The 12,616-nt window shown below is 68.0% G+C and carries 14 protein-coding genes; 8 read left to right on the top strand and 6 right to left on the bottom strand.

What is annotated here, in order from left to right:
* Window positions 1–18: 18 nt before the first annotated feature.
* The 3 genes from AC1Z3O_RS07120 to AC1Z3O_RS07110 all read right to left on the bottom strand — a co-directional run bounded on the left by AC1Z3O_RS07120 (window position 19) and on the right by AC1Z3O_RS07110 (window position 2,508).
* Window positions 19–390: a PHA-granule associated protein 4 gene (locus tag AC1Z3O_RS07120; protein ID WP_483514701.1), complete on the bottom strand. Its 372-nt coding sequence runs from the start codon at window positions 388–390 to the stop codon at window positions 19–21.
* Window positions 391–689: 299 nt separating this feature from the next.
* Window positions 690–1,133: a GNAT family N-acetyltransferase gene (locus AC1Z3O_RS07115; protein WP_483514699.1), complete on the bottom strand. Its 444-nt coding sequence runs from the start codon at window positions 1,131–1,133 to the stop codon at window positions 690–692.
* A 484-nt stretch (window positions 1,134–1,617) separates the two neighbouring features.
* A complete protein-coding gene (locus AC1Z3O_RS07110; protein ID WP_483514698.1) occupies window positions 1,618–2,508 on the bottom strand; it encodes a DMT family transporter in 891 nt (296 codons plus the stop codon).
* Window positions 2,509–2,664: 156 nt separating this feature from the next.
* On the opposite strand from AC1Z3O_RS07110, the gene AC1Z3O_RS07105 reads away from it, so the two are divergent.
* Complete coding sequence (locus AC1Z3O_RS07105; RefSeq protein ID WP_483514696.1) at window positions 2,665–3,621, top strand: helix-turn-helix domain-containing protein; 957 nt, start codon at window positions 2,665–2,667, stop codon at window positions 3,619–3,621.
* A 60-nt stretch (window positions 3,622–3,681) separates the two neighbouring features.
* Here the strand turns inward: AC1Z3O_RS07105 and AC1Z3O_RS07100 are convergent, their stop codons facing one another.
* Window positions 3,682–4,566, bottom strand: coding sequence for a DMT family transporter (locus tag AC1Z3O_RS07100; RefSeq protein WP_483514695.1), 885 nt, complete (start codon window positions 4,564–4,566; stop codon window positions 3,682–3,684).
* Window positions 4,567–4,691: 125 nt separating this feature from the next.
* On the opposite strand from AC1Z3O_RS07100, the gene AC1Z3O_RS07095 reads away from it, so the two are divergent.
* On the top strand, window positions 4,692–6,092 hold the full coding sequence (locus AC1Z3O_RS07095) for an aminotransferase-like domain-containing protein (RefSeq protein WP_483514694.1): 1,401 nt from the start codon (window positions 4,692–4,694) through the stop codon (window positions 6,090–6,092).
* A 63-nt stretch (window positions 6,093–6,155) separates the two neighbouring features.
* On the opposite strand, the gene AC1Z3O_RS07090 is transcribed toward AC1Z3O_RS07095, so the two are convergent.
* Together AC1Z3O_RS07090 and AC1Z3O_RS07085 are read right to left on the bottom strand one after the other, a co-directional pair.
* Entirely contained in the window at window positions 6,156–6,533 is a 378-nt protein-coding gene (locus AC1Z3O_RS07090; protein WP_483514692.1) for a RidA family protein, read from the bottom strand.
* 167 nt (window positions 6,534–6,700) lie between these two features.
* Window positions 6,701–7,624, bottom strand: a complete 924-nt coding sequence (locus tag AC1Z3O_RS07085; RefSeq protein ID WP_483514690.1) for a sterol desaturase family protein — start codon at window positions 7,622–7,624, stop codon at window positions 6,701–6,703.
* Window positions 7,625–7,881: 257 nt separating this feature from the next.
* Between AC1Z3O_RS07085 and AC1Z3O_RS07080 the strand changes: the two genes are divergently transcribed.
* The 6 genes from AC1Z3O_RS07080 to AC1Z3O_RS07055 all read left to right on the top strand — a co-directional run bounded on the left by AC1Z3O_RS07080 (window position 7,882) and on the right by AC1Z3O_RS07055 (window position 12,570).
* Entirely contained in the window at window positions 7,882–8,874 is a 993-nt protein-coding gene (locus AC1Z3O_RS07080) for a hypothetical protein (protein WP_483514688.1), read from the top strand.
* Between the two features lie 117 nt (window positions 8,875–8,991).
* The gene (locus tag AC1Z3O_RS07075; RefSeq protein WP_483514687.1) at window positions 8,992–9,285 is read left to right on the top strand and encodes an EF-hand domain-containing protein; all 294 of its coding nucleotides are present in this window, start codon (window positions 8,992–8,994) and stop codon (window positions 9,283–9,285) included.
* Between the two features lie 52 nt (window positions 9,286–9,337).
* On the top strand, window positions 9,338–10,066 hold the full coding sequence (locus tag AC1Z3O_RS07070) for a response regulator (RefSeq protein WP_483514686.1): 729 nt from the start codon (window positions 9,338–9,340) through the stop codon (window positions 10,064–10,066).
* Entirely contained in the window at window positions 10,066–11,403 is a 1,338-nt protein-coding gene (locus AC1Z3O_RS07065; protein ID WP_483517537.1) for an ATP-binding protein, read from the top strand. The genes AC1Z3O_RS07070 and AC1Z3O_RS07065 overlap by 1 nt, the downstream gene beginning before the upstream one ends.
* A gap of 39 nt (window positions 11,404–11,442) precedes the next feature.
* Complete coding sequence (locus AC1Z3O_RS07060; RefSeq protein WP_483514684.1) at window positions 11,443–11,703, top strand: hypothetical protein; 261 nt, start codon at window positions 11,443–11,445, stop codon at window positions 11,701–11,703.
* A 99-nt stretch (window positions 11,704–11,802) separates the two neighbouring features.
* Window positions 11,803–12,570, top strand: coding sequence for a DUF4410 domain-containing protein (locus tag AC1Z3O_RS07055; RefSeq protein ID WP_483514683.1), 768 nt, complete (start codon window positions 11,803–11,805; stop codon window positions 12,568–12,570).
* Window positions 12,571–12,616 lie beyond the last annotated feature (46 nt).

Below are 12,616 nucleotides of genomic sequence, written 5' to 3'. Positions count from 1 at the left end.
GGCTGCACGATTTTCCCCTCACTCCCAAGTGAGGGTCGTTTCTCTCAGCAGGTGTCCCGCCAGGATGTAGTCGCCATTCTGGATCGCTCGGGCCTCGAGTTCGCTCAGGCTCGGCTCCGGCAGGTCCATGAGGTCGAACATGCAGTAGAGATGCCGCTGCCGGAACGTGGATTTCGGCGCCCGCAGCCCGCGCACGAGCGCCTCCGGAGAACGCACGGCAACATGCTCGATGGTGCGGAATTGCACCGCGACCCCGTATTTCTCTCCAAGACTGCGAAGCTCCAGCGCGTCTTGCCAGGCGGTCTCGTAGTCGAGATCCACCGTTCCAACCAGGCGGGCATTGATATGCGCGATCGCGGTGGCGCGATCATGCGCAACGAAGACTGTCATGAGCGAACCTCGTCCGTGGCGTCTCGACAAGAAAATATATCGAGAACCCGCAGGATCCTGCAACGAAAAAACGTGTGGTGTGGCCTTTCTACAGGCGGGCCTTCCACTTGTCATCCCTGCGAAGGCGGGGAGCCTGCGTCCTTTCGCGGCGCCGGCACGCGACAAGACACTGGGCGCCCGCCTGGGCATGACGCGCATTTTCAAGCAGGCGCTGAGCGGTCCAATCCGAAAGCATTCTCTTTACTGCCCCGCTGCATCGCGCGAAGCGAAAGGGCACCCGCCTTTCGAACGGCTTACGCTTAGCGCAATTCGCAGCGCATGCATAACGCCATCGACGGAAACGCGGCATGCGTATCCGTCATGGCCTGCACCTCAGCAGGGGCGACCTCGATGGGAATATGCGAGAACCCCCAGCGCGCAAAATAGGCGGGAGCCGACGACGAGAGAAGAAACGCATGCCTCGCCTCCGTGCCGCGTGCGCGAACCAGCAGCAACTCCACCAGCCGGCTCGCAATCCCTCTGTCCCGATACGCGGGCGCCACGGCTACGGAGCGGATCACGATGGCCTGGCCGAGGCGCACGGCAGCCGCACAACCGATCAGGATGCCGTCGCACAGCGCAACGTGGAAGTTTTCCAGGATTCGCGTCAGGCCGGTCGTGGCAAGGCCGCATGTTTCCAGCAGGGAGGCAATCGCCAGCAGATCGGATGACGTGGCGGAACGGACCTGGGCGTAGGTCGACATATTGAAAGGTCTCCTGTCAGTGTCTAACGTGGCTGTGGCGAGCCCGTCGCACCTCTTTTAGTCACATCACAATGGCGACCGATCTTGCGCTGCCATTGCGGCGCCGGAAACTCTACTGCCTGCCGCGCGCCGTGACAAGAACAAGAGTGTGCCGCCTGCGAAACATGTCAGAAGGATGACAGCACGGCGGCCAGCCATTCCCGCATGCCAACCGGCCGATTGGCGATAGCATCTGCACGGATCACAGATATATCACGTCTTGATATATTGAACCGCGCATCGCCAACTGAACTGTAGCGGGAGGATAGGCGCGCATTAGAACAAGGCAGGAATCTCGGCAGAGACTCCCTCTTGTTTCATCGTTTCATCGCAATGTCGCGGATGACCCGCTCGCATTTCTTTGCGCAACGCGATGACAAGCATGCATCAGCCGGGCCGCCGCCGCATTCCATCATCGCCCTCAGCCGCGGGCGTGCCGTTACGATCAGGCTCGTCGGACCGACAGCCGGCGTGTCAGGTCGAACGCCACCAGGTTGCCCGCCACCACGAGGACCAGCCCCAGCACCGCCAGCACGGACCATCGATAACCTTCGAACACCGTCGACAGTGCCAGCGCGACGATCGGGAACAGCACGGTGCAATACGCGGCGCGTTCCGGGCCGATCCGGCCGACCAATGTCAGGTATGCCGTGAATCCGATCACGGAGCCCGGCACGGCCAGGTAGATCAACGCGCCGATGTAGAGCGGGCTGGCCTCCAACCGGAATGGCAACCCGGCGAGCAGGCTGCCCACGGTCAGTACCGCGGCGCCGATCAGCATGGCCCAGGCGTTGGTCACCAGCGGGTGCAGGCCCATCGACTGCATCCGGCTGGACAGCAGGCTCCCCGTCGAAAAGCACATCGTGCCGGCGAAGGCGATTGCCAGCCCCTGCCAGAGGGCATGGTCGCCGATATGTCCCGCCATCTGCTGGTAGAACAGACAGCCGATGCCGACCAGGCCCAGCAGCGCGCCGAGGATGGCAGAAGGCTGCAGCGGGCGGCCCATGAAGAGGCGGCCATTGACAGCGTTGAGCAGCGGCGCGATGGAGAACACCACCGCCACCAGCCCGCTGGGCACGACCTGTTCGGCATAGTAGAAGCACAGGAAATTGAAACAGAAGAGCGCAATGCCTTGCGCGGCGAGAAAGCGCCATGCCGCGCGCGGCACGCGCACGGACCTGCGCATCAGGCGCAGCAGCGCGAACAGCACCGCGGCCGCGAGCCAGAAGCGCCAGGCGATCGACACCGGCGGCGGCACGGTGCCGAGCTGCCACTTGATGGCGATCCATGTGGTGCCCCAGATCAGCACCGTGAGGAGATAGAGGAAGGCGTTCATTGCAATTGGGTCATGAGGTGGCGGAACGGAGCCGCGCCGTCGACCCGATGATGCCGCCCCGCACCACCTGCGGATTGTCCAGAACTGCGGTTTTTCTGTAGCGGCCGGATCCCGCGCCCGCGGCGCCCCCGCGTCACCCTTATACTGGGCGCTATCATGCGCAACCGCCCCTATGCCCCCGCCGGCGACGGCCTGCCCTTGCCCGGTGCCGGTGCCGTTGCCGCCCCTGCCGGAGAGACCCCTTTCGGGCTGCAATCCGTCTGCCGCACGCTGCGCGAGGCCAATGCCACGCTGGAACGCTTTGCCTGGCTGGGCGACGGCCTGGCCATTGCCGAATGGACGCGCATCACCGAGGAAACCGAGACGACTTACGCGCAGCCCGGCCACCACACGCTCTCGTGCTACCTGGATGGCGGCTACCGTACCGAGCGCCAGAAGGTGCCCGGCTACGGCGCACCGAGCCGGCTCTGCGCGCTGCCGAGCGATCATGAGTCGCGCTGGTGGGTGCGTGGCGAAATGCACTTCCTGCATTTGTATTTCCTGCCCGAGCATTTCACACGCCGCGCGGTGCAGGAACTCGACCGCGAACCGCGCGAGCTGACGCTGGCGGACCGTACCTACTTCGAGGACGCGCGCATCGTGGAGCTCTGCCGGGCGCTCATGCTGGAGCGCTGGAACGATGCCGACGGCAGGCTGCGTGTCAACGAAGCCGCCCATGCCGTGCTGAGCCTGCTGCTGCGTGGGCAGAGCATGAACCGCGCCGACGCGCGCCTCAAGGGCGGCCTGTCTGCGACGGTACGGCGCCGCCTGCGCGACTACATCGACGCGCACCTCACCCAGCCGCTGACGGTCGGGGAACTGGCCGGGCTTGCTGCCCTGTCCGAATATCACTTCACGCGCATGTTCCGCGCCTCGTTCGGCCATGCGCCGCACGCCTGGATTGCCGAGCAGCGCCTGGCGCGGGCGCGTTCGCTGCTGAAGACGACCACGCTCCCGCTCGCCCAGGTCGCCGCGCAGTGCGGCTATGCGAACGCGGCCCACTTCAGCCACCGCTTTCGCGATGCGCACGGCGCACCGCCGAATGCGTACCGGCGCGCAATGCAGGCTGCCTAGGCAACGCAAGCCGCGTTGGCTGCTAGCCGTAGCGCGGCAGCCGCGTGGCCGGCGAGCGCTTCACGCGAAGCGCTTGGCCCCGGCAACGCACAGCACCACCGCCCCGGTGGCGACGATCATCGTCCATGCGACCGGCTCGCGCAGCAGGAGACCCGCCAGCAGCAGCCCGAGCAAGGGCTGCAGCAACTGCAGCTGCCCCACCCCGGCGATCCCTCCCAATGCCAGCCCGCGGTACCAGAAGATAAAGCCCACCAGCATGCTGAAGACGGACACATAGCCAAGCCCCAGCCAGGCCGCACCGCCGATGCCGTGCCAGGTGGCCGGCAAGGTGAACAGCGCCAGCGCGGCCATCATCGGCAGCGCGAGCAGCAGGGACCAGGAGATGACCTGCCAGCCGCCGAGCCGCCGCGACAACACGGCGCCTTCGGCGTAGCCAAGGCCGCACAGCACGACGGCGGCCACCATCAGCAGGTCGCCCGCGAGCGAGCCGGATCCTCCGTTGAGCATCGAGAAGCCTGCCACCGTGGCGGCACCGAGGCCCGAGAACAGCCAGAACACCGGCCTGGGCCGCTCACCGCCGCGCAGCACGCCGAAGATGGCAGTGGACAGCGGCAGCAGGCCGATGAAAACAATGGAGCGGGCCGAGGTGATGTGCTGGAGCGCCAGCGCCGTGAGCAAAGGGAAGCCCACCACCACACCAAGCGCAATGACGGCCAGCGAGGCAAGGTCCCGCCGTGCCGGCCGACCCTGCCGCAGCGCCGCCAGGAAGACCGCCCCCAGCAGCGCCGCGATGACGGCCCGCGCCGAGGTGAGAAACACCGGCGAGAAGCCACCGACGGCCACCCGCGTTGCCGGCAAGGATCCGCTGAAGATCACCACGCCCACCAGTCCGCTGCCCCACCCGCTGCCCAACCCGCTGACCAACCCTTTTGCCGTCCGCGCCATCTTCGTTCGCTCCTGAAAACAGGATGCTAGGCAATGGCGGCTGGCAGGGGTAGTGACACTCCCATACAATCTGGAAGAACTGTATGGATATGGTTAACCACACAATCCTCTTCCGCTGAGTGCGCATGCAGGACACAGACAACACACAAACCGGCAAGGTGATGGCGGCCATCCGCATGAAGGTGGCGAGCCGCGCACTGGTTTCCGGCGACCGCCTGCCTTCGATCCGGCGCTTCGCCGAAACCATGGGCGTATCGCCGTCCACGGTGGTGGAGGCCTACGACCGCCTGGCGGCGCAGGGGCTGATCCGGGCCCGGCGCGGCTCCGGTTTCTATGTCGCGGGTACCGGCCTGCCGCCGATGGCGCTGGCGGCCGCCGAACCCAGGCGCGACGGGGCCGTGGATCCATTCTGGGTGTCGCGGCAGTCTCTGGACGCCAACCCCTCGGCATTGAAGCCCGGCTGCGGCTGGCTGCCGGAGGACTGGATGCCGCACCCCGCCTTGCGCCGCGCCTTGCGCACGCTGGCACGGGCCGACGACGCGCTGCTGGCCGACTATGGCAGCACACGGGGCTCGCCGGCACTGCGGCGCCTGCTGCTGGGCCGCTTTGCCGAAGAGGGCCTGGACGCCGCGCCCGAGCAGCTCCTGCTGACGGGTTCGGGCACACAGGCGCTCGACTTGATCTGCCGCTTCCTACTGCGGCCCGGCGACGCCGTGCTGGTCGACGATCCTTGCTACTTCAATTTCCGGGCGCTGCTGCGCGCGCACCAGGCCAGGATTATCGGCGTACCCTACACGCCCGCCGGCCCCGATCTGGCCGCCTTCGAAGCGGCGCTGGCTGCAGAGCGGCCACGCCTTTACCTGACCAACTCCGCGCTGCACAACCCGACCGGCGCCACAATGTCGCCGCAGGCCGCCTACCGCATCCTGAGCGCGGCGGCGGCGCACGACCTGACCATCGTCGAGGACGACATCTTTGCCGACTTCGAGCCGGAACCGTCGCCGCGGCTGGCCGTGCTCGACGGGCTCGACCGCGTGATCCGGGTGGGCAGTTTCTCGAAAACGCTGTCGGCCTCGGTCCGCTGCGGCTACATCGCCGCGCGGCCGGACTGGATCGACGGGCTGGTCGACCTGCAGGTCGCGACCAGTTTCGGCGGCCCGAGCCCCGTGGCGGCCGAGCTGATCGCGCAGGTGCTGGTCAGTGGCGGCTACCGCAAGCATATGGAAGAACTGCGCCGCCGCCTGGCGCACGCCCGGCGCGACACGGCCGACCGGCTGGCGCCGCTGGGCATCCAGCCCTGGCTGATGCCGCGCGGCGGCTTCTACCTCTGGTGTCGCCTGCCGCCGGGGCAGGATTCCACCGCCCTGGCCCGCGTGGCCCTCGAGGACAATGTCGTGCTCGCGCCGGGCAATGTCTTCAGCGTGTCGCAGACGGCCTCGGGGTTCATGCGCTTCAACGTAGCGCAATCAGCCGATCCGCGCGTGCTGGCGGTGCTGCGGCGGGCCATGGCGCAAGCGCAGGCCTGAGCGGCAATGCCGTTCAGTTAAGCCTATGTCGTCGTCGCCGCGCCATCGGCCGATGGCCGCCGGCTACTCGAACGCGGCGATGCAATCCACTTCCACCCTGGCGCCCAGCGCCAGCCCGCTCGTGCCCAGCGCGCTGCGCGCGGGATACGGCTCCTGGAAGAACTCCTTGTAGACGTCGTTGAAGGCCTGCCATTCGCTGATGTCGGCCAACAGGATGGTGCACTTGGCAACGCGCTGAAGCGAAAGCCCGTGGGCCTCGAGCGTGATGCGGATATTCGTCAGGGTCTGCTTGGCTTCTTCGCGCATGCCGCCTGGCACGAGCCGCGTCGTGCCAGGCACGATGCCCATCTGTCCCGACAGAAATAGCAACTGGCCGACCCGCACGCATTCAGAGAATGGCAGTCCCGCCGGGAGGACCTTGCCGGAGTTGAGGAATTCCATGTCACGCCCTCCGCCTGGAACCGCGATGCCGGTACGCAAGGCAAGGCGCCATGTCTGCCGCTTTGCGCCTCGCACTGGGTAGAACTTGAGTTTAGGAAAAACCGGCGCAGCCTGGGGGGCAGGCGGACAAGACAAGGGGCGTGGCGCCCTGCCCGCCGCCCCTCCTCTCACCGCAGGCTGCCGCTCACGGCAACCGTCGGCTGGGCATCACGGCCCTGGCGGCGCAGGTTCTCCGTGGTCTCGCCCTTGCCATCGGCGCGCCAGCCCGGCGGCATGAACACGTAGCGGATCGCGGTCCAGAGGCTGCCGGCAGCGGCGATGTCGCGCGCCAGGCTGACCCAGTGCTCGAACTGGTTGACGATCGGGTTGCGGGTGTGCGACGGCGTCACCAGGCCATAGCGGCAGGGCTCGTCGGCGCGTTCTTCGACATAGGTGCCGAAGAGGCGGTCGAACACGATCAGCACGCCGCCATAGTTGGCATCGAGGTAGTCGATATTCGAGGCGTGGTGCACGCGGTGCGCCGACGGCGTGTTGAACACGTATTCGAACCAGCCCAGCTTGGGCATCCACGTGTTGTGCAGCCAGAACTGGTACAGGAGGTTGAAGCTCACGGTCGCGAGCACGACCTCGGGGCGCACGCCCAGGAACACGAGCGGCACGAAGAACATCGCGGTACCGGTCAGCTTGCCCGTCCAGCCAAGACGGTAGGCGGATGCCAGGGTCAGCTGGTTCGGCGAATGATGGACCGCGTGCGTCGACCAGAAGAAGCGGATGCGGTGCGACGCGCGGTGGTACCAGTAGTAGCAGAACTCTTGCCCGATAAAGAGCAGCAACACCATCAGCGCACTGTTGAGCGAGACAGTAAAGATGCGGTGTTCCCAGGCGAACTGGAAGATGGGGGTGGCCAGCGAAAGCGGCAGCAGCGCGAACAGCTTGCGGCCGGCCAGGTCACCCAGCGAGAGCCAGACCTCGGACCAGTCGAATGGCTTGCCGCCGCGGCGGGCCTTCCAGGTAAGGATGCAGGCCTCGACCAGCGAGACAGCAACGACGAACGATGTGACGTAGAGCGCGATTCTTCCGGTGGTAAGCATGATGTGCACTGCCTCTTCAAGATTGGACGCGCCGCTTTCGGTAGTGACCGCTGTCGCGTCGGGTGAGGGCAATGTAGGGGGCGGCGGCGGCAAGCGCCATGCGCAAACTATGTCGGCGCATGTCACGGCCGAGGCCGCTGTTCCCGTGTAACCGCGCGACATGTTTTCCAGGGCGACTTCCGTGCCCTGCCTGCCTATAGTCCGTCCCGTTGCCACGCCGCAGTGCGTGCACCCACCTTGAACGCGAAGGACTCCCCATGAACCCCCGACACGTGATTGCAGCCGCCAGCGCGCTGCTGATCTTTTCCAGCACTCCCGCCCTTGCGGCCTGGAGCGGCCACGGCACCGCCTACACGCCGCACGGCGTCTACAACGGCGCGCATGCCGGCGCATGCAGCGGCGGAAGCTGCTCGCACGCCGGTGGCGTGATCGGCCCCGACGGCCGCGTGGCGACGAACACCGGCACGGTGACGCGCACCGCACCCGGCCAGTTCTCGAACAGCGGCACGGCAACCGGGCCGAATGGGCGCGCCGTGGAGCACAACGGCAGTACCAGCTGCGCGAGCGGCACCTGTTCGCACACGGGCAACCTCACCGGCCCCGACGGCCAGACCGCCACCACCTCAGGCAGCGTGACGCGCGAGGCCCCGGGCCAGTACGCCTCCTCCGGCACGATCACCGGATCGAACGGCAACACCGTCAGCCATGCCGCATCGACCAGTTGCGCGGGCGGGACCTGCGACCGCTCAGGCACCGTGACCGGCACCAACGGCGGCACCGTCACCCACGCGGGCAGCGCAACGCGCGTCGCACCCGGCGTGGTGACCACGGGGAGCGGCACGATGGTGGTACATGGCAGCACGGTCGCGGCCGGCGGCACGGTGACCACGGTGAGCGGCACTGTCGCGGTCGGCACCGCACCGGTGACCGTGGCGGCAGTAACAGCGCCCATTGCCCCGCCCCCGCCGAGCACCACGACCGCCGTCTACGTTGCCCCGCCGCCGGCCAAGGTGACCTACGTCGCGCCGCCCCCGCCGCCGCCCAAGGTGGTGGTCGTTGCGCCGCCGCCCCCGCCGAAAGTTGTGTATGTCGCTGCGCCGCCGCCCCCGCCGGTCGCGGTCGTGGCAGCGCGCCCCGCGGCGGTGTATGTCGCCCCGCGCGCCGTCTACGTGGCGCCCGCCCGGCCTGCGGCAGTGTGGGTGCCGGGACACTGGGCCGGCCGCGTCTGGGTGCCTGCGCACTGGGCCTGACGGCAGCGGGCGTTGTCCGCCGGCCTGGCGCCGGGCCCTTGGCGCCGAGCCCCCCTAAATGACTCGACTGCGGGCTCGACTGTGGCCCTGCACCCCGACCAAACCCTGGAGAACCTCATGAAGAAGCACGTCGCGGCCCTTATCTTGTGTATTGTTTCTGTAGGCGCTTCCGCGCAGAGCCTGACGCCGCCGACGGGCGGCGGCGCGCGCATCGAGCACGCCATGCAGCAGCTGGAAACCCGCTTCGCCAATGCCAACACCACGCATGACGGCATGCTGACCCGGGAGCAGGCTGCAGCCGGCATGCCGATGGTGGCGCGGTACTTCGACGAGATCGACACGCAGCGGGCCGGATTCGTCACGCTGCCGCAGATCGCGGCGTTCATGCAGCAGAAGTCGATGGCCCGCTGATTGGCCCGCTGATGCCCGGCCGCCCTCCCCCGACCATTGCCGGAGACCCAGCATGGAACAGGAAAACAGGATCATCGTGCTCGACGACGAAGCCGAGCTGCGCAATATGCTGCAGCGCTTCCTGAGCGGACACGGTTTCCGCGTGCGCGTGGTCGGCGACGGCAAGCAGCTCGATCGCTACCTGCAACGCGAGCCCTATGACCTGCTCGTGCTGGACCTGATGATGGCGCCCGAGGACGGCCTCACCGTCTGCCGCCGCCTGCGCGCCGAAGGCCAGACGCTGCCGATCCTGATGCTGACCGCGAAGGGCGATCCGGTGGACAGGGTGACCGGGCTGGAGACGGGCGCCGACGACTATCTCGCCAAACCCTTCGTGCCGGACGAACTGGTGGCGCGCATCCGCGCGTTGCTGCGCCGGCAGAAGATGGCGGCAGGCGACCCGACCGTGACCACGCAGACCCTGCGCTTCGGCGAGTTCCAGTTCGATGTCGGCAAGCAAACCCTGCAGCGCCGCGGCGAGCCGGTCGAGATCCATTCGGCGCAGATGCTGTTGCTGCACGCCTTAGGGCTGTCACCGAACCGCGCAGTCAGCCGCGACAACCTGCTGGCGCGCGCGCGCGGCCGGGACCACGACGCACTCGACCGCAGCATCGACGTGCAGATCCTGCGGCTGCGCCAGATCATCGAAGACGATCCGTCGAAACCGCGCTTCATCAAGACCGTGTGGGGCATCGGCTACATGCTCGTGGCTGGCGTCGAACCGGCTGGCGTCGAACCGTGATGCGACCCGTGCTGCCCCGCTCGCTGCTGACGCGCAACATCGCCTTGCTGGTGGCGCTGGTGGCGCTTTCTCAGGCGTGCTCGCTGGCTGTGCTGCTGCATTTCGTGCAGCGCCCGCGCCTCGAACGCGCTGCCGAAGTCTTCGCCGGCTACGTGTTGACCCTGGACGCCATGCTGGCCGCCTTGCCGCCCGACGCGGCCATCGCCGAGGTCGCCCGCCTCGGCGCGCAGGCGCAGCCACCGCCGTCCGCCGAACCGGAGCCGCCGCCCAGCCTGCTGCGCTTCTTCCGCACCTATCAGCGCGACATCTTCATGGCCGTGCTGCGGCGCCGCCTGCCGCCCGACATCATGGTGCGCTGGCAGGCAGGAGGGGACGAGCGGCTGTGGATCCGCCTGCACGGGGCCGGCCGGCCCGGCTCGCCCGCCTGGCTGCCCCTGCCCGTGATCGAGGATGCGCGCGCGGGTGGCCTCACCGCCACCATCCTGCTGTCGGCGGCCCTTGCCCTCTTGGCCGCGCTGACGGGCTACCTGATCCATCTGCACATCAACCGCCCGTTGCAGGACCTGGCGCGCGCCGCGCGCGAGCTCAGCGCCGGCATGGAGCCGGTGCCGCTGCCCACTAACGGGCCGACGGAAATCGCCCAGGTCAGCACCGCGTTCAACCAGATGACGCAGGCCTTGCAGCAGGCCGAAACCACGCGCTCCCTGATGCTGGCCGGCGTGTCGCACGATATCCGCACGCCGCTCACCAAGCTGCGCCTGGCCATGGCGATGGCCATCCCGCGCGGCAGCGACGAAGCCTTCGTGGCATCCGTGGAAGGCTACCTGGACCAGATCGACACCATCCTGCAGCAGTTCATGGACTACGCCGGCAGCGGCGAGCGCGAACTACTGCAGGCCGGCGACCTGAATGCCCTGGTCAGCCAGCTGGCGGCGGATTTCGCCGGCCTCGGCCACGCGTTCGAGCTATCGCTCGGCGCGCTGCCGACGCTGCCGTTCCGGCCGGTCAGCCTGATGCGGCTGTTGATGAACCTGATGCAGAACGCCGTCGTCTATGGCAAGAGTGGCCTGGCCGTGCGCACCTGGCGTGAGGGCGACATGGCCTGCGTCGCCATCTGCGACCGGGGCAACACCATCAGCGCGCAGGAACTGGAGGCGCTCAAGGCACCCTTCAGCCGCGGCCGCAACGCCCAGAGCCACGCTGGCGGCACCGGCCTCGGCCTGGCCATCGTGGATCGCATCGCGCGCCTGCACGGCGGCTCGCTGCATTTCCGCCCGCGCGACGGCGGCGGCCTGGAAGCCGTGGTGGCCCTGCCGCTGCAGGTGTCTCCCGGCTAGCGCTTTCGTGCGCGTTTTCGACATCGCTGGTGCCTGGCTTTGCACAACGGCCAGCCGGCACACGCCGTGACGCGCTCGCATGCCGTCGCGCGCGGCAGCGCGCTCTTCGATGCCGGCGAGGCCCGCGAGGCCCGCGAGGCCCGCGAGGCCCGCGAGGCCCGCGAGGCCCGCGAGGCCGCAGAGGGCAGGCTGACATGCGGCGACATAATTGATCAATGGCGCCCGCCGCCGCTTTTTCCCATACTTTGCGCAGCGTTGCAGCGCAGGCCACAAGCCGTTACGCAGCACACGCTGGTGTGATCTCCGATGGTTTGTGATCCTGCGGATCGAAGGATTGTCGGTGACATCGTGTTTCTCATCGACAAGCAACGGCACCGACGTGCCCCTGACAGGATCGACATGCAAGCTACCCTCCACCCCCTGCGCTTCCTTGCCAACAACGCCTCGCGCCTGCTGCTCGCCGTTTTCGCGGCAGCATCGCTCCTGACAGCGGGCTGCGCTGAGGCCATCACCCAGGTGACGCCGGCCCAAGCCCGGCCGGTTGCGCGCGCGGACATCATCTACGTCTACCCCTTCGCGGCCAGCGCCGGCGAAGTAAAGCTGGACACGGGCATGGCCAGCCGCCTGAAGACGACGGCCAGCGGCGCGACGGATGCCGGCACGCAGGCCGACACGGCGCGCCAGGCGCAGGAGCAGCTGGCCGACGCCATCGTGCACAAGCTTCGGTCGATGGGCCTGCCCGCCGTGCGCGCGACCGGTCCCGTGCCCGCCGCTGCCAATGCACTGATCGTCGAGGGCGACCTGGAGAAGATCGATGAAGGCAGGCGCCGCCGCCGCATGCTGATCGGCCTGGGTGCGGGCAAGAGCGAAGTCGGTGCCCAGGTCCAGGTCCTGTACAAGCCCGCCGGCGGCGCGCCGATGCCGCTGCAGAGCTTCGCCGCCAACGCGGACAGCGGGCACATGCCCGGCATGGCGGAGACCGCCGGGGTGGGCACCGCGGTCGGCCACGTGGCGACGGCCGCCGCGGCAGGCGCCGGCTTGCACGGCGCGTCGGAACTGAAGCGTGACAGCATTCCCGCGCTGGCCGAGCGGCTGGGCGATTCGATCGCGCAGCAGGTGGCGCAGGCCAGTGCGGCCAATGGCTGGATGCCGGCCACCAGGATCTAGCCCCAATCCTGTTCAGATACGTAGCGCGGGGGTTGGCTGATCAAAG

The organism is Cupriavidus sp. 09_S30, assembly GCF_056930435.1.
Note: the sequence above shows the minus strand (reverse complement) of the source record. Positions and strands in the feature narration are given on the sequence as shown.

Excerpts from the sequence above, each read along its gene's own strand:
- AC1Z3O_RS07110 (WP_483514698.1), bottom strand. The coding sequence starts at position 2,508 with ATGAACGCCTTCCTCTATCTCCTCACGGTGCTGATCTGGGGCACCACA.
- AC1Z3O_RS07070 (WP_483514686.1), top strand. The coding sequence starts at position 9,338 with ATGGAACAGGAAAACAGGATCATCGTGCTCGACGACGAAGCCGAGCTG.
- AC1Z3O_RS07120 (WP_483514701.1), bottom strand. The coding sequence starts at position 390 with ATGACAGTCTTCGTTGCGCATGATCGCGCCACCGCGATCGCGCATATC.
- AC1Z3O_RS07075 (WP_483514687.1), top strand. The coding sequence starts at position 8,992 with ATGAAGAAGCACGTCGCGGCCCTTATCTTGTGTATTGTTTCTGTAGGC.
- AC1Z3O_RS07095 (WP_483514694.1), top strand. The coding sequence starts at position 4,692 with ATGCAGGACACAGACAACACACAAACCGGCAAGGTGATGGCGGCCATC.
- AC1Z3O_RS07055 (WP_483514683.1), top strand. The coding sequence starts at position 11,803 with ATGCAAGCTACCCTCCACCCCCTGCGCTTCCTTGCCAACAACGCCTCG.
- AC1Z3O_RS07105 (WP_483514696.1), top strand. The coding sequence starts at position 2,665 with ATGCGCAACCGCCCCTATGCCCCCGCCGGCGACGGCCTGCCCTTGCCC.
- AC1Z3O_RS07115 (WP_483514699.1), bottom strand. The coding sequence starts at position 1,133 with ATGTCGACCTACGCCCAGGTCCGTTCCGCCACGTCATCCGATCTGCTG.
- AC1Z3O_RS07100 (WP_483514695.1), bottom strand. The coding sequence starts at position 4,566 with ATGGCGCGGACGGCAAAAGGGTTGGTCAGCGGGTTGGGCAGCGGGTGG.
- AC1Z3O_RS07065 (WP_483517537.1), top strand. The coding sequence starts at position 10,066 with ATGCGACCCGTGCTGCCCCGCTCGCTGCTGACGCGCAACATCGCCTTG.
- AC1Z3O_RS07085 (WP_483514690.1), bottom strand. The coding sequence starts at position 7,624 with ATGCTTACCACCGGAAGAATCGCGCTCTACGTCACATCGTTCGTCGTT.
- AC1Z3O_RS07090 (WP_483514692.1), bottom strand. The coding sequence starts at position 6,533 with ATGGAATTCCTCAACTCCGGCAAGGTCCTCCCGGCGGGACTGCCATTC.
- AC1Z3O_RS07080 (WP_483514688.1), top strand. The coding sequence starts at position 7,882 with ATGAACCCCCGACACGTGATTGCAGCCGCCAGCGCGCTGCTGATCTTT.